We start from the raw sequence: 17,526 nt of genomic DNA on the forward strand, positions 1-17,526 counted from the left end.
CGTTGTCACTCGGTCATGGGGTGTTCCCAACACAGTAACGTGTCGGCCACGGAGGTGGTGGTGTGCTTGGGCGAAGCGCAGGGAACGGAGTCGGGCGAAAAGATGATTGTCTGGAGACAGGACGGCCGCACTTGCCGTCGTGGCTGCACACAATCATCTCGGGAGCGCGGAGTTGACGCTGTTCTTGCGGCAACTCCGCCAGCGGAAGACCGCGATAGCGGGCTGAAGCGGTCCCCGCCCGACGTAGTTCCCGGAGCATAGCCCGAGCGCACCACCACCGGAGTTGCCGACCCACCGCCTTGCGGCGGTATGAAAACTGCTTAAAGAGCAATGCGCACCCTTGCGGGCGCGGACTTACGCTGACGGACAGCGTTTACTTGTTAACCCGCTTGTTCAGCACTGAATGACGCATACCGTAGCCAAGGTAAATGATAATACCGATGACGAACCAAGCGCCGGAGTATAGCTTGGCTTGAATATCCAGACCCATGAACACAACCAAAGCACCCAAGAATGCCAGCGCTGGCAGAACTGGGTACAGCGGCATTTTGAACGCGGGATTGGCAATGTCCACGCCTTCACGAGGACGCAGGCGGTAAATTCCCAGTGACACGAACATGAACGCAATCAGTGTCCCTGCAGAAATCAACTGGCTCAAGAAACTGAACGGGAACACGGACCCGATGACAATGCCGATAACAGTCAACACGAGCAGCGCATTGTTTGGCAGTTTGTTCTTGTTCAACTTTCCCAGTGACTTCGGCAACATGCCATCGCGGCCAAAACTGTACAGCAGGCGCGACCCGGCCATCATCATCCCGATGAGTGCGGTGAACATCCCCACAACCGCAACTGCTTCAATAATGGTTGCGGCCAGTGGGTGCCCGGCTGTCTGCAGTGCCCAACCAACTGGTGCGGCGTTCCCTGCGTATTTCTTGTAGTTGAACATCCCCACGAGAACGAGGGAAACGGAAACAAACAAAATGACCGCAATAATGAGGGAGCCAATAATCCCGCGCGGCATGGTCCGTTCAGGATCTTTTGCTTCAGCAGAATTGGCTGCAATTGAGTCAAACCCAATGTAAGCCAGGAAAATGGTGGACACACCCGTGTAGACACCCTTCCAGCCGCCAAACTCACTGCCATCGGGCAACACCTTATGCGCGGGAATGAACGGGATGTAGTTCTGAATGTGAATTGCAGTGGCCCCGATAGCGATGAAAGCCAGAATGGCGAGCACCTTGAGCACTACCAGAATCCGCTCCACGCGGGCAGCTTCCGACACACCACGCGACAGCAATGCACCAACCAGAATCATGACCACCACGGCAATAATGTCGACGATCCCGCCATTAGTTCCGAACGGGTTCGCCAATGCATTAGGAATCGACATGCCAAAAGTCGCCAGCAGGCCGCGGAAGTTTGCCGACAGCCCCGACGCGACGAAGGCCACCGCGATGAAGTACTCGGCGAGCAGTGCCCAACCGGCAATCCAGCCAAACACTTCTCCAAAGACCACGTTGATCCAGGAATAAGCCGAACCAGCAAAAGGCATGGCCGCAGCCATTTCGGCATAAGCAAAGGCGACTAGCCCCGCCACGATGGAGGCAAGCAGGCAGGATAACGCAACCGCCGGACCCGCATGATCCGCGGCGACAACCCCAGGTAGTGTGAAGATGGACGTCGACACGATGGTCCCGACCCCGAGGGCTAGGAAGTCCCGCACCTTCAGGACGCGGGGCAAGTGGGAATCCTTATCTTCGTACACACTAGGGTCTTCCTTCAGCAGGATTCGCCGTAGAAATGAGCTCATTAACAATACCTCCATAAATTAAAAAATCATTCTTAATATCATAGCACAGGCGTTCCAAATTAGAAACGTATCAGATGCGACAGTGTGGCCTTAATAATTCATCACGATGAGTTTATGCATCCGCCACCATCTCGCCATAATGTGTCTTACGTCTTCTGGCCAGCAAAATCAAATTGAACTCAGATCAAATTTTGCACAAAAAAAGAGCCTAACCCGGACGACCGGATTAGGTTCTTTAATCAAGGAAATTAGTCCTTGTTAACGTTCACAGCCTGAGGGCCGCGGTCGCTGTTTTCTACGTCGAAGGTCACTGCCTGGCCTTCTTCAAGGGTCTTGTAGCCGTCGCCCTGAATAGCGGAGAAGTGAACGAATACGTCACTACCGTCTTCGCGAGTGATGAAGCCGTAACCCTTTTCTGCGTTAAACCATTTAACTGTACCGTGTTCCATTATGAAATTCCTCCTTGCGCACCAAGGCGCAGATTAAATTGCATTTCTTGTTTGGTGCAGAAGGAAGAAAGTCTGTAGAACTATCGAACCCTGACCATTCAAAAAGTACAAGGTTATCGTAACACGTGGTCCAAATCGGTGCAAGCGAAAGCGGAACAATTAATTGAGTTAATTACGCCGCAGTCGCAAAAGTGCGCGCCCTAAGATCGGAATGACCAGTCCACCGGCGATAGCTTCGGCGATGGCGTTGACCCCCAAAACGGCAATCATGACCCAGCCAAGATTCTGGCTACTTGCACCGTGTCCGATTAGCGGAGCCGCCTTGCTGGCGTAGAACAACCAGGTGAACGCGATGACCAGCGCCGTGTTCGTCAGCGCCCCACAAATGCCGGCCAGCATCAAACGCAAGGTCTCGGGCACGCGCTTGCGTAAGCCGTTAGCAATCAAACCGGCAACGAAGCCAACCATCACCCGCGGCACAATGGCAATGATGGGGTTCCGGAACAGCAAAATGGTCATTGGATCACTCGGCACGGTCCACGCCATAACCAGACTGATAATGCCCCAGATGAGACCCATTGTCGCGCCGCTACGCGTTCCTAAAATCACGGCGGCAATGATGACCGTCAGGTGCATGGTGGTGATGGCCACCCCACCGGTAATGCGAATGTAGCCAAACATCGGCACTAGCGCCTGGAGCAATAATAAAGCCGTGAGAATCCCCATGATGCTCACACGGTATGCCGCGCTTTTTTTGCGGTTCATCTGCCAATCTCCCGTCCAAATATTTTGACTTGATGATACCAAAGTCACTTACAAATGCCAAGTTACGCATCAATTTCTTTAAATAATTACAAAAACGCCAAAACAAAAGCCCTTCAACCAAGGTTGAAGAGCTGCTGTAATGCGGGTGAAAGGACTTGAACCTTCACGGCCGTAATTGGCCACAAGATCCTTAATCTTGCGCGTCTACCAGTTCCGCCACACCCGCATTCCGGTAGGTTGTGCCTCAAGCACAAGAAATATAATACGTGACAAACAGCACAATGTCAAACACTTTCGGCCAATTTTCAGCCCGCTTTTTGCGAGTGACCCCAGTCGTCCTTACGCACTGCGCTTTTCACCAACCAGGCGGAAGCGGCCACCGCAACGCGCACAGACATAGCGACGGGTGTTAAAGCGGCGTTTGCGCAGCATCTGCTGCCCACAGTTGCGGCAGACATATACCCAGTAGTGCTGGCCATTCGGCTGCTGGATACGCGGCGCGTAGTGCGAGCCGCCGACCTGCGCCAGCAAGGCCTTGAAGTCAGGGTCACTGTGCTTATAGCCGCGCCCCTGCGTGTACAGGTGGTAATGGCATAGCTCGTGCTTGATAATGCCCGCACGCGTTTGCGCATCCACCTGGGCAAACATGCGCGGATTGTAGTCGATGTTATGCGTCTTCAAGTTGAAGCGCCCGCCCGTGGTCCGCAACCGCTTGTTGAAGAACGCCTTGTCTGTGAACGGCCGGTGAAAAAACGCACGACTAATGCGCACCGTCTCTGCCTGCACTTCTGCGTCTGTCATGCTCATGTCCACCTTTCGCATAATGCGCCCATTATAACGCAAAGCAGCCACAATCGACTAATTGCTAAGAACGCGTCCTTAGCGGGCAAAAGAAAAAGCATCCTAGTCAGATTGGCTAGGACACCTTCATTTGTTGCGCGAACTGCAACCGCTATGCAAAATACTTCAGCAAATCCGCCTGATTGAGCTTGGCTTTGTCTTCAGCGCTGTAGTCCGCAACGATGTGCCCCGCATCCACAACGATGAGCCGGTTGCCGTACTTAATGGCGTCATCCATCTGGTGCGTGATCATCATGCAGGTCAGGTCATTTTCGCGGACAATTTTGTCCGTTAATTCCATAATGGCCTTACTGGTGTGTGGATCAAGTGCCGCGGTGTGCTCATCGAGCATCAGTAGGTCGGGTTTTTGCATCGTTGCCATCAGCAAGCTCAGCGCCTGCCGCTGGCCACCAGAGAGCTCCTCAGTGGGCTTGTCGAGTGCCTGGTCGATGCCGTTCGGCGTCTGCTTGCTAATGCGCAGGAACTCGGCCTGTTTCTGCTTAAGTGCCCGGGAACGCAAGCCAAGGCGTTTGCCGCGATGCATGGCCAGTGCGAGGTTCTCGCTGACGGTCATCCGGGGCGCAGTGCCCATTTTGGGGTCTTGGAAGACACGAGCAATGTGCCGGGCGCGTTTTTCAGGGGAGTCCTTTTCCACCCGTTCACCAGCCAGCTCAATGGTGCCGCTAGTCGCCAGCAAGTCGCCACAAATCGTGTTGAACAAGGTGGATTTCCCGGCCCCGTTAGTCCCAATAATCGTGACAAAGTCGCCCTTGTTCACGGTCAGGTTAATGCCGCTGAGCAGGTTCTTCACGTCACTACCCGCCATCACGTTGACAGCAATATCCGTTAATTGCAGCTGTACGTCACTCATCCATCTTCACCCCATTCTTCAATGCCTTGCGCAGGTGCAGGCGCTCGTCAATCTGTGGCACGATGATGGCCAAGGCGAGCACAATCGCGGAAATCAGCTTCAAGTCGTCCGCGTTGAAGCCTAGCTTAAGCACAATCAGGATCACGAAGCGGTAGATGATGCTCCCGAGGACAACGGCGACCAGCCGCTGGCTGAGCGTCAAATTACCAAAGATAACTTCCCCAATAATGATGGAAGCCAGACCAATGACAATGACCCCAGTCCCCATTGAGACGTCCGCGTAGCCGTTGTTCTGCGCAATCAGGCCACCAGACAAGCCGATAAGCCCGTTACCGACAACTAACCCGAGCACCTGCATTGAGTCGGGATTAATCCCGAGACTACGCGCCATCACCCGGTTGTCACCGGCAGCGATAAAGCCCTGGCCAATTTCGGTGTTCAGGAACAAGATGAGCAGTACCACCACGATGACGGTCACAATCACCCCCACAACCACGCTAGAGGTGAACATGCTCATCCCGCCGAGCAGCTTACTGGTGAACAAGTTAGCCTGATTGAGCAGCGACAGATTCGCCCGCCCCATCACCCGCAGGTTAATGGAGTACAGCCCGGTCATAGTCAAAATACCGGCAATAAGCAACGGCATGTGACCCTTCGTGGCGAGCAGGCCGGTGCACAATCCGGCGAGCATCCCCGCAACCATCGCCAGTAGCGTCGCGATAATCGGTGACACCCCATGAGTAATGGCGGAAACCGCAACAGCGGCACCGAAGGGAAAAGTCCCTTCAACCGTCATGTCGGGAAAATCAAGAATACGAAATGTGATAAAGAGGCCAATCCCGAGCACCCCGTAAAGAAGGCCCTGGCCAACTGCCGAAATCCATAAGTTCATTACTTAATGACCTCCCCTGACTTCTTGGCCTTGGCAAGCAAGTCTGCCGGAATCGTGATGCCGAGTTTTGCCGCCACCTTGGTGTTGATGACCAGGTTACCCTTGGTCATGAACTTGACTGGTGTTGTGGCTGGCTTGCTCTTGCCGGATAGAATGTTGGCAACCATCTTCCCGGTTTCAACCCCGAGCTGGTACTGATCGAGCCCAACGGTTGCGAGACCGCCCTGCTTCACCATCGTGTCTACGGTTGGGAAGATTGGAATCTTCTTGCTGTTCGCCACGCTGGCAAGTGTTGGCATGGCGCTGGCAATGGTGTTGTCCGTTGGGACAAAGATGGCATCAACGTCAGTCACCATCTGGCCGGCAACTTGGTTAATATCGTTGGTGGAAGAAATGGAGTACTTCTTCAGGGTGAAACCGTACTTAGCGACCTTGGCCGCCACCATCTTCACCTGAGTCTGGGCGGAATCATCAGAGCTAGTGGAGATGATGCCGAGCGTCTTCGCCTTTGGCATCAGGGTCCGAATGAGCTTTAGCTGGGCATCAATTGGGGCCTGGTCGGAAACCCCGGTGATGTTGGCACCTGGCTTGGTGGTGCTCTTCACGAGCTTGGCCGCAACTGGGTCCGTGATAGCCCCCATCACGATGGGAATTTTGCTGGAGGCGTTGGCGAGCGCCTGAGCGGAAGGCGTTGCAATCCCGACCATGGCATCCGCATCTTCGTTAGCGAAGCGTTCGGACATGGACTTCAGATTGCTCTGGTCGCCCTGCGCGTTCTGAAAATCAATTTTGAGGTTCTTACCAACCGTGTAACCCTCATCCTTGAGCCCGGCCACAATTCCCTTGTGGATGGCGTCTAGTGCGGGGTGGCTCATCAACTGCAAAATTCCCACGGTTTGCACTTTCTGTTTCTTCGGGGCACTAGATTTGTGGGTGGAAATGCCAATCCCGACGGCGACAACCGCAACCAGTGCGATGATAAATGCGAGCATCTTCTTCATAATTAACTTCCTCCTAGAACGAGTGAATGTGGTGACAAAACAAAAGGACCCCGCGCCAGATTTAGGTGCGGAGTCCAATCCATTCATTACTCCGCATAGCCAATCCCAATAGGATGCCTATGCGGTCATTTAAGAAAACCAACATAGACACAATCTGCGCGTCTGGCAGATTGCGTCCGCAACCCACCTAAAGTTGGCTTTGCCACCATCCCTTAAGTTGTGCAAGTTGCTTGTTCATGTCGGTTTCCTCCTCGTCTAATATGATGCTAATAGTATACGCATAAATACGCAGAACTGTCAATACTAGGCGAGCATCTGAATTTTGGTCAGGTACTTGGTAATCTTCTCGGTCTCTTCGTCTTGCTGCTTCTCGGCAGCATCGAAGGCGGGTACGTCAATTTGCTTCGCGTCGCCAAGGCTGGCGGTCATCGCGTTGCAACCATCAACGAAGGCGGCAAAAGCCTTCGTGAGCATTTTGTGGTTCCCGATGAAGCGGGCAGGTGCGCTGGCACCCTCAAACTTCTTGAGCAGTTCACCATATTCGGCACTACCGTCAGTAAAGTCCTTGCGGATCTTGGCGTAGCGGTCGTCATCAACTGCGCTCAGTTTGTCGTCGTCAATTGCCTTGCGCAATTCCTCAAATTCAGGACTGAGCCAGTCCTGAATTTCTTCCACACGGCCCATTACTGAGTCAATTAGGCGCCCGTAGGCAACCATTTTCTGCTGATTCTTATTCATGAATTTTTCACCTCAGTTGTGATTGTACCTGTTTAGGCGCGTCGTTGGAAGAACTTCACGATGTCGACGATCACAATCATGAGGACACCGGCACCCAGAACCATTGCCCACTGAATCAAGTCTAGGCTAGTGACGTGGAACAAACCGTTGAACCCAGGAATGAGCACCGTAGCTGCGAGCATTGCAGCCGCAATCAGAATTGCCCAGTTGAAGGCCTTGTTGCCAAAAGGCTTGATCTTGAACAAGGACTGGTGGACAGACTTCACGTTGAACGCGTGGAACAACTGAATGAGCCCGAGGGTCACGTACGCCATCGTCAGCGCGTCAGCGTGAATTGCCGCCTGCGTGCTGTGAATTGGGAAGGTGATGGCCAGCAGGTAAACCCCCAAGGTGAGTGCCCCTTCGAGCAATCCTTGCCAGATAATGGCCGGACCCACACCACCAGACAGGAAGCTACTGTTGCGACCGCGCGGCTTTTGCTTCATGACCCCAGGTTCGGTGTGTTCCAAGCCAAGCGCGATGGCTGGCAAGGTGTCGGTGACCAGGTTAATCCACAGAATGTGGACTGGCGCCAGGATGTCCCAGCCCAGCATTGTCATCATGAACAGGGTGAGCACTTCACCGAGGTTAGCGGAAAGCAAGTATTGGATTGCCTTCTGGATGTTGGCGAACACCTTCCGGCCAGCCTTCACTGCCCGCACGATGGTGCTGAAGTTGTCATCAGCTAAAATCATCGCACTGGCACCCTTGGCTACTTCGGTCCCAGTAATCCCCATGGCAATCCCGATATCGGCAGCCTTCAGTGCCGGCGCATCATTGACCCCATCACCGGTCATCGCGACCACTTTACCCTGTTTCTGCCAAGCGTTCACGATGCGGACCTTGTGTTCCGGCGCCACACGCGCGTAGACAGAGTAGTTTTGGACCTGCTTTTCGAAAGTCGCGTCGTCCATTTCGTCGAGGTCACGACCCGAGATAACGGCATCGCTCTGGCCCTTATCGATGATGCCGAGGCGTTCGGAAATGGCCTGCGCCGTATCCCGGTGGTCCCCAGTAATCATCAGTGGCCGGATGCCGGCCGCCTTAGCTTCGGCAACGGCATCTTTCACTTCTGGACGTTCTGGATCAATCATCGCTACCAGCCCGGCAAAAGTCAGCCCTTGCTCAACCGTGTCGCTGTTCACGTCGGCGGGAACGGCTGGAATAATTTTGTAAGCCATCCCCAACACCCGCAGTGCCTGCAGCGCTAATTCGTGGTTGGTTTTCAGAATCTGTTGTTGGTCAGCGTCCGTAAATGCACGCACGCCAGCTTCTTCATCAATGTTCGTCACCCGGCGGAGCAGTTCGTCTGGCGCCCCCTTAGTGGCGACCAAAATGCTACCGTCATCGAGTTTGTGCAACGTACTCATCAACTTGCGTTCGGAATCGAAGGGCACCTCGGCGATTCGGGGCTGAGCCTGCAAGTGTGCGTCAACATCGTAATGTTGCGTTTGCGCGTAAGCAACGAGAGCGGTCTCGGTGGGATCACCCAGGAGCGTGCCGTCGTCTTGCTTCTTCGTGTCGTTCGCATAGGTCATCACCTGGAGCAAGCGCCCGCTCTGACGCACCCCCACGTCGGCGTTGTGCAGTTCGCCGTCGTAGTACGTTTTTTCGACAGTCATCTTGTTCTGCGTTAACGTCCCGGTTTTATCGGAGGCAATGATGTCGGTACTCCCCAGCGTTTCAACGGCGGGCAAACGCCGCACCAGGGCGTTGTGTTTGGCCATCTTCTGCGTGCCCAGCGCTAGAATAATCGTGACAATTGCCGGCAAGCCTTCGGGAATTGCGGCGACAGCTAAGGAAATGGCCGTCAGGAACATTTCGGCCGGCGATTCGGCACCACGCAGCCAGCCAACGAAGAAGACAACCGCGGCAATGACCAGAATCAGCCAGGTTAGTGACCGGCCCAGTTTCGCCAGGTTAACCTGCAGTGGCGTCTGGTTTTCCTTCTGGTTGTCCAGCATCGACGCAATGTGGCCCACTTCGGTCTGCATCCCCGTGCCGGTGATAACACCGACAGCGCGACCATAGCTGACGTTAGTGCTCATGAAGGCCATGTTCGTCCGATCGCCAATGCCGGCTCCCGTCTCAACCAAGTCGAGGTTCTTTTCAACGGGCACACTTTCACCAGTCAGGGCTGACTCTTCGATTTTGAGGTTCGCTGACTCAATCAAGCGCATGTCGGCGGGGACCACGTCTCCTGCTTCGAGAAGGACAATATCCCCAACCACAACCTCACTACTTGGCACAACCAGGATCTCGCCATCGCGCTGCACGTGGGCGGACGGGCTGGTCATCGCCTGCAGTGACTCAATCGCGGCTTCTGCCTTACTTTCTTGCAGCACACCGAACACTGCGTTCAGCAACACAACCGCCAGAATAATCCCAGCGTCGGCCCATTCGTGTACCACAATCCCGGCAACGGCGGCAGCCACAAGCAGCACAATGATCATGAAATCCTTGAACTGCCCCAGGAAGCGCTGGAACATGGTTTTTTTCTTCTTGGCGGCGAGCTTGTTCTCACCATCGCGAGCAAGGCGGTTTGCGGCCTCGGTCTTACTGAGGCCATTTGCATTCGCCTGCACATCGCTCAGAACCTGATCAACAGATTCACTGTAGTACTCCTTACTTGCCAAATCATTTTCCCCGCTTTCTTTTTGATTACCCGAGTATAAAAAAAGACTTATGCCCGCTTAAAAAAGCGGTCATAAGTCTCACCTGTTTAAGACGGCACCAGAGTATCTTCTTGCTGGTGGCACCGTCGGGACTGCACTGCAGCCTCTGGTTACTCCCTTATCTACAACTAATATTGTAAATTAGTTCATGCTAACAAGCAAGTGAACGATTGTAACGGTTCGGTAAATTGCGACAGGAACTGAAAAATGGGGTGGGAATCAGGCTCGGTGCTTATGATCCTGTATCGAAGGGGCGCGACTACCGGGTGGGACAATCTCGAGCACTCACATTACTCTGCAATTGCGCGCCAGCGGGCAGACCCTCAACGTATAAGAGCCCCAGCACCAAAATCCTAAAAACGGGATTTCGGTGCTGGGGTTCTTATACGACGGGCCTAGGCGCCCGCTTCCGCAGCCTATCTAGTCGCGCGTTAAAGGGTAGGTTCCTAGTATATAAAGTGGTCCCGGTAAAAATCCTAAAACCGGGATTTCTACCGGGACCACCTTATATACCGGAACCTAAACGCCCTTTTGCGCAGCCTACTTCCAGAATTCATCGAACACCGTTGCCGGCATGTGGCGCTTGTGCACAGTCTTGGTGAACCAGTTTTCAATCTTTTCGGCAACATCATCAGGTACATCCTTGCCAGACAAGTAGTCGTCAATGTTGCTGTAAGTGACACCCAATGCAACTTCATCAGCAAGTGCTGGTCGGTCTTCTTCCAAGTCAGCCGTTGGTACCTTCTCATAGAGTTTGGCTGGTGCGCCCAGTTCACGCAACATGGCCGCGCCCTGATGCTTGTTCAGGCCAGTAAGTGGTGTCAGGTCGGCCCCGCCATCACCATATTTGGTGTAGAAGCCCGTGATGGCTTCAGCAGCGTGGTCAGTCCCAATCACAGCCCCAGCCTTGGCGCCGGCAATCGCGTATTGCGCAATCATCCGCGCCCGCGCCTTAATGTTGCCCTTGTTGAAGTCACTCACCTTGAGGTCATTGGCTTCAACTGCCACGGTCATGGCGTCAACGCTGTCTTTGATGTTCACACGCACCGTCTGGTCAGCCTGCATAAAGTCAATGGCGGCCATGGCGTCGGCTTCATCAGCCTGTTCACCATATGGCAAGCGCACCGCGATGAACTGGTAACTGTCATCGCCAGTTTCAGCACGCAACTCGGTCATGGCGATTTCTGCCAGGCGACCAGCGAGGGACGAATCCTGCCCGCCAGAAATTCCGAGCACATAAGTCTTCAGAAAACCGTAACGCTTGGCGTAATCCTTCAGAAAATCCACGCGCCGGCGAATTTCCTGCTTGGGGTCGATGCTAGGAACTGCGTGCAGCTCCTTGATGATTTTTGCCTGCATTTCACGCATGTTTATGCCTCCAAAAAGCTAGTCTTGCTTGCTGGCACTGGTTTTGGCAACGTCAGCGTGTACTTTACGAATGTAATTCATCTTGTGATCGTAGAGCTTCTGCGACAGGTCCACTGGGTAATCCTGCGGGTTGAGCACCCGCTTGTACTCATCCCAGAGCATGTCCAGTTTGCTTGCGGCAAAAGCGCGAATATCCTGCAGTTCAGGTAGCTTGTACACCAAAATTCCCTTGTCAAAAATCGGCTGCAGGATTGGCCGGGCGTTGAAGCCATGCACAGTCTTATTGATGTAGGTGTACTGCGGGTGGAACATGTACAGGTCGGTCTCCTTGTCGGGACGCTCGCCATCCAGGGCAATGTAGTCCCCTTCGGATTTGCCATCCTTCTTGGAAGTAATCCGCCAAACCTGCTTCTTACCTGGCGTTGACACCTTCTCAGCGTTGCTAGACAGCTTGATGGTGTCCACCATCTGCCCGTCGTCGCCCTCAATGGACACGAGTTTGTAAACCGCACCGAGCGCTGGCTGGTCGAACGCGGTGATAACGCGCGTGCCGACACCCCAAACGTCAATCTTGGCGCCCTGCATCTTCAGGTTCTGGATGGTTTTTTCATCCAGATCGTTGCTGGCGTAGATTTTGGCCTGGTCAAAACCAGCCTCGTCCAACTGCTGGCGGACGCGCTTACTGATGTAAGCCATGTCCCCGCTGTCAATGCGCACGCCTTGGAAGTTAATCTTGTCACCCATTTCGCGAGCAACCCGAATCGCGCTCGGTACCCCGCTGCGCAGCGTGTCATAGGTGTCCACGAGGAATACACAATCGCGGTGCGTTTTGGCGTAGGCGAGCATCCCCTCGTAGTCGTTCCGGTAAGTCTGAATCAATGCGTGGGCGTGCGTGCCGCTGTCCGGAATCCCGAAAATTTTGGCCGCGCGGACATTGCTGGTCGCGTCAAATCCACCGACATAAGCGGCGCGCGTCCCCCAGATGGCGGCATCCATCTCCTGCGCCCGGCGGGAACCGAATTCGAGCAGTGGGTCACTGCCCGCTGCGGAACGAATCCGGGAGGCCTTGGTCGCAATTAAAATCTGGTAGTTGACGATGTTCAGAATTGCGGTTTCAACTAGTTGACACTGTCCCAGCGGTCCTTCAATCTGCATGATTGGTTCGTTGTTGAAGACAAGTTCGCCTTCAACCGCGGAACGAATGCTGCAGGTGAAGCGCAACTTGCTCAGGTAGTCGAAAAAGCCCTCGTCCCAATCTTGCGTCTCACGTAAAAATTCGATGTCAGTGGTGGAAAAATGCAGCGTTTCGAGGTAGTCGACGACCCGTTCAAGGCCGGCAAACACCGCGTAACCGTTGCCGTAAGGAATTGAGCGGAAGTAGCTCTCGAACACCGCGTGCTTTTCGCTGATGCCTTCCTTCCAGTACGTGTACATCATTTCCAGTTCGTACAAATCCGTATGGAGCGCGAGGCTGTCATCGGGATATGTTGTTGTCATCATGTTCTCCTTGTGATTAACCCTTACTTATTTTTATTACTGCGGCGGACGGCGCGCAGAAACTGTGGCAATACCGCCATGCGGCCAATGCGGCTAGGCTGCTTAGCAAGCCGGTACAACCACTCCATGTGCATGTTCTGCACAAGCTTTGGTGCCCGCTTGGCCTTGCCAGACAAAACGTCGAAACTACCACCAACACCCATCAAAATGGCGCCTGGCAGTTGCTTCTTCACCTCGTTCAGGAAGTTTTCTTGCTTCGGGAAGCCGAGGGCTGCGAACACCATGTCGGGTTCAGCGGCAATGACATCGGCCAGCACCTTCTGGTCGCTCAGGTCAAAATACCCATCGCGCGCACCGACGACCGTCAAATCGGGGTAGTCGCGCTGCACCCGCGCCACGGCGGCTTCATTAACATCAGCCTTGGCGCCAATCAGGTAAACGCGCATTTTTTCTTCACTGCCCCAGGCCAACAAATTGGTCATGAGGTCGTAGCCCGTCACCCGTTCTGGTAGCGGTGTGCCCAGCATTGCGGCACCCTTCACCACCCCGATACCATCGGCAGACACCATGTCCGCGCGCTCGTCGATCAGGCGCGCGTAATCATCATGTTCACGGGCGTACATCACGATTTCCGGGTTTGCGGTTACGATGAAGGTTCCCTGACCGTGCAGGAAGCGTTCCTCAACTTTGCGCAAGAAATCCCGCATGTTGTAGTTGTCAAACTGAACGCCCAATACGTCTACTTTCGTCACTCGTTCCAGCTCCTTGTTCTGCGATAGGCTTATGCACACCTGTTGCAATCCTGTTCTTGGCGTTACCAATTAGCTGCAGTCTTCCCGCAGCCGGCAGCTGCCACCAAGCCGTGCAATCTAAAGTCGCTTTTCATTATACCAAATTCAACATTTTCATGTTGCCAGCAGCGCAAACTATGCAAAATTCAATGACTTTAACGCATTCTTACGCTCTGCATGGTGCAAGAAGGCGCAACGCTCCCGCCGTGGCGTTGCGCGCATTGCGTCAGTGGGCTAAACTAAAACCAAACGAATAAAAGGAACGGTGGCATTTTGAAAACAGTCATTACTTACGGAACGTTCGACCTGCTCCACTGGGGTCACATTCACCTGCTCGAACGCGCGGCCAAACTGGGCGACAAGCTCATCGTGGGACTTTCTACGGACGAGTTCAACGAGCAAAAGCATAAGGAAGCCTACCACTCATACGAACATCGCAAGTACATCCTCGAAGCAATCCGCTACGTCGACCAAGTGATTCCCGAAGAATCCTGGGACCAGAAGATTAAGGATGTCCAGAAGTACAATGTCGACACCTTCGTAATGGGCTCCGACTGGGAAGGCCAATTCGACTTCCTGAAACCATACTGCGAAGTGATTTACCTGCCCCGTACGGAAGGTATCTCCACTTCCAAAATCAAGAAGGACCTCGAAGAATAGTTCTTTTACTAATGCCAATGCAAAAAGACCAGTTCGCAGAGTGCGAGCTGGTCTTTTTGTATTGCTGGTTAATTACCGATCCAGGTAGAATTCGAATCGACTGCCGACGTACTGCGTCCGCACGTATTCGAACGGATCCCCGTTGCTGAGGAAAGACACCTGCCGCAAACGCAGAATAGCTTCGCCGCGCTTGATGTCGAGGTACTCCGCAATCCGCTCGCTGGCGAGCGTGGCTGTTACCATCTGGCGGGCACCGCCAAGTTGGTAGCCGCCCTTTTTCTCCAGTGTGTGGTAGAAACTACGCGTCACTTCAGACTTGCTGAAATCCTGCACGAGGACGTACGGCACGGTCGCCACCTCAAAACAAATTGGGGTGCCATCACCAAAGCGAATCCGCTCCATCCGCAGAACCTGATCGCCATCCTTAAGCTTCAGCTTCTCCATTTCAGAAATGGAGGGGTTCGCCACGTGGTAGCTAATGGTCCGACTGGAAGGCCGCTTGCCCTGGGCGAGCATCACGTCCGTGAAACTGGTGACCCCGGACATCTTCTCCTGAACCTTTTGGCTGGCGACATAAGTACCGGCACCAACCCGGCGCTCGAGAATCCCCTCATCAACCAGCGTCTGAATCGCCTGGCGCAAGGTCATTCGTGAAACTGAAAAGTCCACCGCGAGTTCGCGTTCGGACGGAATCCGTTCGCCGACGCGCCACTTACCGCCTTCGATGTCCTTTTTAATCTGGTTGTGAATCTGAATATAAACAGGGGACTGCATACTCTAGTGCCTCCAAATAATTAATCGTTAATAGTTTCGTGGTACTGACCAAAACTGTAGGTCGCAGTCAGGTCCAATTCAGGAGTCAAAACGTTGATGTCGGCGTCCTTACCGACTTCAAGGCTCCCCTTGTGTTCGAGATGGAATTCAGTTGCCTGGTTCACAGAGCTCATCTTAACCGCATCAGCAACGGAAGCACCCATGAAATTGATGGCGTTCTTGAAGGCATCCTTGTACATCAGAACGGAACCGGCAAGTGTGCCATCTGCAAGGCGGGCCTGCTTGTCCTTCACGTAAACCTTCTGACCACCCAGTTCGGATTCACCTTCTGGCATCCCCTTGCTACGCATGGAGTCGGTGACCAGTTCAATGCGGTCGGCACCCTTCACGCGGAAAGCAAGCTTCAACATATCAGGCACAATGTGGAAGCCATCAGCAATCAATTCAGCGTAAATCTGAGGTTCAAGCATGGCGTGACCGGTCACACCAGGTTCGCGGTGCTTGAATTCGCGCTGGGCGTTGTACAAGTGTGTCACGTGACTGGCCTTACTGTTCAGCATATCCTCGCGGGTTGCGTTACTGTGACCCACGGAAGGCACGATGTCCATGGCAATCAGGGCGTCTTCGAATTCACGAGCGCCAGGCTTTTCTGGTGCGTAAGTGATGAGCTTAACGCGACCACCAGACAGTTTCTTCCACTTCTTCACGAGTTCAGCGTCCGGAACGTGAATGTATTCTTCAGGCTGGGCACCCTTGAAGTTCACGTTAATGAAAGGTCCTTCCAGGTGTACACCCTGAATGATCGGGTTGCGGTCGGCAGCTTCGCCAACCCCACGCATTGCCTGGTCGATGTTCGCAACGGACTGCGTCATCGTGGTAGCAAACAGCGTCGTTACCCCTTCGTGTTCGAGCATGTTCGTTGCCATCTTGTCGATCTGGTCCGCGTCGCCATCCATGGCGTCGAAACCATAACCACCGTGCGCGTGCACGTCGATGAACCCAGGAATCACGGTCAGTCCGCGCAAGTTCTTAATCTCTTCACCTGCTTGTGGACGGTACTCAGCCATTGGCCCCACGGCAAGAATTTTGTCGTCAAAGCGAATGTAGCCTTCGTTGATGCATTCGTAACCCGTGTAAATCACGGCGTGTGTCAGAACAGTAACTGTCAAAATTTCCACTCCTTACGGCTTATGCCGGTTATTAATACTCATTATACAACCGGTATAGACCAAAAGCAATTGGTACAGTCCAATTTGTGGAAACTAATCTTCACCGAGTTCCCGCGCAATCGTAGCATCCAGTCCAGCGACAACGGCCGGCGAGAAGCCTTTGTCTTCCATTGTCAGGTAACCGCGAATTGTGGAACCGCCGGGACTAGCCACCTTATCGATCAGGTCCATTGGCGAGCTAGCACTCTTCAGTACCATCTGGGCACTCCCGTTCACAGTCTGCGCTGCGATGCGCACGGCGTCCGGCTTGCTGAGGCCGTGTTTCACCCCTGCCCGGGCCATGGCATCAATGAACAGGTAGGCAAAAGCTGGCGCAGAGCCGGCCAGCGCAACGAAGGTCGCAAAATCGGCTTCAGGCAGTTCCATGAGTTCCCCGATGCTAGCAAACAGCTTCAGCGCGGGTTCAGCGCAGTCGCTGGCTTCGTCGTTCAAGGCGTAGGCCGTCATGCCAGCGCCAATCTCAACGTTCAGGTTTGGCAAAAGGCGGACAATTGCCTGTCCAGCAGGCACATGCTGACCTAGTTCGGCCAGGCTCACCCCACTGACGATGGACGCCAGCAGCACCTGCTTCTGAGCAAAGGCGGGCTTAATCACGTCCAGCACGCGGTCGTAGATGTTCGGCTTAACTGCAAGCACAACCACGTCACTGTTTTCAACGACAGCCTTGTTGTCGTTTTCGACCGTTGCGCCGATTGACTTGGCATAGTCACCGTAGTGTTCAATGTGCCCGCTGTGCAGGTGTAAATCACTGCCCTGAACGGTACCCGCCTTGAGCAGGCCGTCGATGATGGCGCGAGCCATGTTGCCGACACCAATAAAACCAATCTGCATGTTGTTTCCTCCTTTGGTCGATGGCCAGTACCACGTGGGACGGCCATCTATGTGCGTATTGTCTAATAAGTTAAGACTAGTCAAACCACCGCGCACTGTCAACGTGTATACCAATCAAACTGTCGCTGTCCGTTAGCGTCAGTCATGAAACTTTCATCCGCAAGGATGCAGGAATTGAAAATAGTGGGGTAGACCGAAGGTCGGGTCTGGTGCGGATTGGCTTCGCGGGCAGGAACTCCGTCAGCGGGGACCGTTCCAGCCGGCTACGCCGTCTTCCACTGGGGATATTGCCG

Annotated in this window: 16 protein-coding genes and 1 tRNA gene; 1 reads left to right on the forward strand and 16 read right to left on the reverse strand. The window is 54.0% G+C overall.

Annotation, left to right across the window (positions count from 1 at the left end):
- Positions 1-373: 373 nt before the first annotated feature.
- From EKM97_RS07910 to EKM97_RS07970, 13 genes are all read right to left on the reverse strand, one after another.
- The gene (locus EKM97_RS07910; protein ID WP_125571860.1) at positions 374-1,813 is read right to left on the reverse strand and encodes an APC family permease; all 1,440 of its coding nucleotides are present in this window, start codon (positions 1,811-1,813) and stop codon (positions 374-376) included.
- A 248-nt stretch (positions 1,814-2,061) separates the two neighbouring features.
- Complete coding sequence (locus EKM97_RS07915) at positions 2,062-2,262, reverse strand: cold-shock protein (protein WP_125571861.1); 201 nt, start codon at positions 2,260-2,262, stop codon at positions 2,062-2,064.
- Positions 2,263-2,430: 168 nt separating this feature from the next.
- Positions 2,431-3,027, reverse strand: coding sequence for an ECF transporter S component (locus tag EKM97_RS07920; RefSeq protein ID WP_125571862.1), 597 nt, complete (start codon positions 3,025-3,027; stop codon positions 2,431-2,433).
- A 140-nt stretch (positions 3,028-3,167) separates the two neighbouring features.
- Positions 3,168-3,253, reverse strand: a tRNA-Leu gene (locus EKM97_RS07925).
- 113 nt (positions 3,254-3,366) lie between these two features.
- On the reverse strand, positions 3,367-3,828 hold the full coding sequence (locus EKM97_RS07930) for a SprT family protein (RefSeq protein WP_125571863.1): 462 nt from the start codon (positions 3,826-3,828) through the stop codon (positions 3,367-3,369).
- A 151-nt stretch (positions 3,829-3,979) separates the two neighbouring features.
- Positions 3,980-4,738, reverse strand: coding sequence for an ABC transporter ATP-binding protein (locus tag EKM97_RS07935; protein ID WP_125571864.1), 759 nt, complete (start codon positions 4,736-4,738; stop codon positions 3,980-3,982).
- A complete protein-coding gene (locus tag EKM97_RS07940; protein ID WP_125571865.1) occupies positions 4,731-5,630 on the reverse strand; it encodes an ABC transporter permease in 900 nt (299 codons plus the stop codon). The genes EKM97_RS07935 and EKM97_RS07940 overlap by 8 nt, the downstream gene beginning before the upstream one ends.
- Positions 5,630-6,631, reverse strand: a complete 1,002-nt coding sequence (gene trpX, locus EKM97_RS07945; RefSeq protein ID WP_125571866.1) for a tryptophan ABC transporter substrate-binding protein — start codon at positions 6,629-6,631, stop codon at positions 5,630-5,632. Before trpX ends, EKM97_RS07940 begins: the two co-directional genes overlap by 1 nt.
- A gap of 303 nt (positions 6,632-6,934) precedes the next feature.
- A complete protein-coding gene (locus EKM97_RS07950; RefSeq protein WP_125571867.1) occupies positions 6,935-7,369 on the reverse strand; it encodes a hypothetical protein in 435 nt (144 codons plus the stop codon).
- 32 nt (positions 7,370-7,401) lie between these two features.
- A complete protein-coding gene (locus tag EKM97_RS07955; RefSeq protein ID WP_125571868.1) occupies positions 7,402-10,044 on the reverse strand; it encodes a cation-translocating P-type ATPase in 2,643 nt (880 codons plus the stop codon).
- Between the two features lie 579 nt (positions 10,045-10,623).
- A complete protein-coding gene (nadE, locus tag EKM97_RS07960) occupies positions 10,624-11,451 on the reverse strand; it encodes an ammonia-dependent NAD(+) synthetase (protein ID WP_125571869.1) in 828 nt (275 codons plus the stop codon).
- Between the two features lie 18 nt (positions 11,452-11,469).
- Positions 11,470-12,948 (reverse strand): nicotinate phosphoribosyltransferase, encoded by a 1,479-nt coding sequence (locus EKM97_RS07965; protein WP_125571875.1) that lies wholly within the window; start codon positions 12,946-12,948, stop codon positions 11,470-11,472.
- Between the two features lie 23 nt (positions 12,949-12,971).
- A complete protein-coding gene (locus EKM97_RS07970) occupies positions 12,972-13,700 on the reverse strand; it encodes a WecB/TagA/CpsF family glycosyltransferase (RefSeq protein WP_125571870.1) in 729 nt (242 codons plus the stop codon).
- Between the two features lie 312 nt (positions 13,701-14,012).
- Here EKM97_RS07970 and tagD point away from each other — a divergent pair, with 312 nt between their 5' ends.
- The gene (tagD, locus tag EKM97_RS07975) at positions 14,013-14,399 is read left to right on the forward strand and encodes a glycerol-3-phosphate cytidylyltransferase (protein WP_125571871.1); all 387 of its coding nucleotides are present in this window, start codon (positions 14,013-14,015) and stop codon (positions 14,397-14,399) included.
- 72 nt (positions 14,400-14,471) lie between these two features.
- Here tagD and EKM97_RS07980 read toward each other — a convergent pair whose 3' ends face one another.
- The 3 genes from EKM97_RS07980 to proC all read right to left on the reverse strand — a co-directional run bounded on the left by EKM97_RS07980 (position 14,472) and on the right by proC (position 17,233).
- Positions 14,472-15,173: a GntR family transcriptional regulator gene (locus tag EKM97_RS07980; RefSeq protein ID WP_125571872.1), complete on the reverse strand. Its 702-nt coding sequence runs from the start codon at positions 15,171-15,173 to the stop codon at positions 14,472-14,474.
- 20 nt (positions 15,174-15,193) lie between these two features.
- Complete coding sequence (nagA, locus tag EKM97_RS07985) at positions 15,194-16,342, reverse strand: N-acetylglucosamine-6-phosphate deacetylase (protein ID WP_125571873.1); 1,149 nt, start codon at positions 16,340-16,342, stop codon at positions 15,194-15,196.
- 93 nt (positions 16,343-16,435) lie between these two features.
- Positions 16,436-17,233 (reverse strand): pyrroline-5-carboxylate reductase, encoded by a 798-nt coding sequence (gene proC, locus EKM97_RS07990; RefSeq protein WP_125571874.1) that lies wholly within the window; start codon positions 17,231-17,233, stop codon positions 16,436-16,438.
- Positions 17,234-17,526 lie beyond the last annotated feature (293 nt).

The organism is Lacticaseibacillus songhuajiangensis (assembly GCF_003946025.1).
In the GTDB taxonomy this organism is placed as follows: Bacteria; Bacillota; Bacilli; order Lactobacillales; family Lactobacillaceae; genus Lacticaseibacillus; species Lacticaseibacillus songhuajiangensis.

What these genes read in the sequence shown, in the direction of transcription:
- EKM97_RS07935 (WP_125571864.1), bottom strand. Translation starts at nt 4,738, where the DNA reads ATGAGTGACGTACAGCTGCAATTAACGGATATTGCTGTCAACGTGATG.
- EKM97_RS07980 (WP_125571872.1), bottom strand. Translation starts at nt 15,173, where the DNA reads ATGCAGTCCCCTGTTTATATTCAGATTCACAACCAGATTAAAAAGGAC.
- EKM97_RS07950 (WP_125571867.1), bottom strand. Translation starts at nt 7,369, where the DNA reads ATGAATAAGAATCAGCAGAAAATGGTTGCCTACGGGCGCCTAATTGAC.
- EKM97_RS07915 (WP_125571861.1), bottom strand. Translation starts at nt 2,262, where the DNA reads ATGGAACACGGTACAGTTAAATGGTTTAACGCAGAAAAGGGTTACGGC.
- EKM97_RS07920 (WP_125571862.1), bottom strand. Translation starts at nt 3,027, where the DNA reads ATGAACCGCAAAAAAAGCGCGGCATACCGTGTGAGCATCATGGGGATT.
- EKM97_RS07930 (WP_125571863.1), bottom strand. Translation starts at nt 3,828, where the DNA reads ATGACAGACGCAGAAGTGCAGGCAGAGACGGTGCGCATTAGTCGTGCG.
- proC (WP_125571874.1), bottom strand. Translation starts at nt 17,233, where the DNA reads ATGCAGATTGGTTTTATTGGTGTCGGCAACATGGCTCGCGCCATCATC.
- nadE (WP_125571869.1), bottom strand. Translation starts at nt 11,451, where the DNA reads ATGCGTGAAATGCAGGCAAAAATCATCAAGGAGCTGCACGCAGTTCCT.
- EKM97_RS07965 (WP_125571875.1), bottom strand. Translation starts at nt 12,948, where the DNA reads ATGACAACAACATATCCCGATGACAGCCTCGCGCTCCATACGGATTTG.
- EKM97_RS07940 (WP_125571865.1), bottom strand. Translation starts at nt 5,630, where the DNA reads ATGAACTTATGGATTTCGGCAGTTGGCCAGGGCCTTCTTTACGGGGTG.
- EKM97_RS07910 (WP_125571860.1), bottom strand. Translation starts at nt 1,813, where the DNA reads ATGAGCTCATTTCTACGGCGAATCCTGCTGAAGGAAGACCCTAGTGTG.
- trpX (WP_125571866.1), bottom strand. Translation starts at nt 6,631, where the DNA reads ATGAAGAAGATGCTCGCATTTATCATCGCACTGGTTGCGGTTGTCGCC.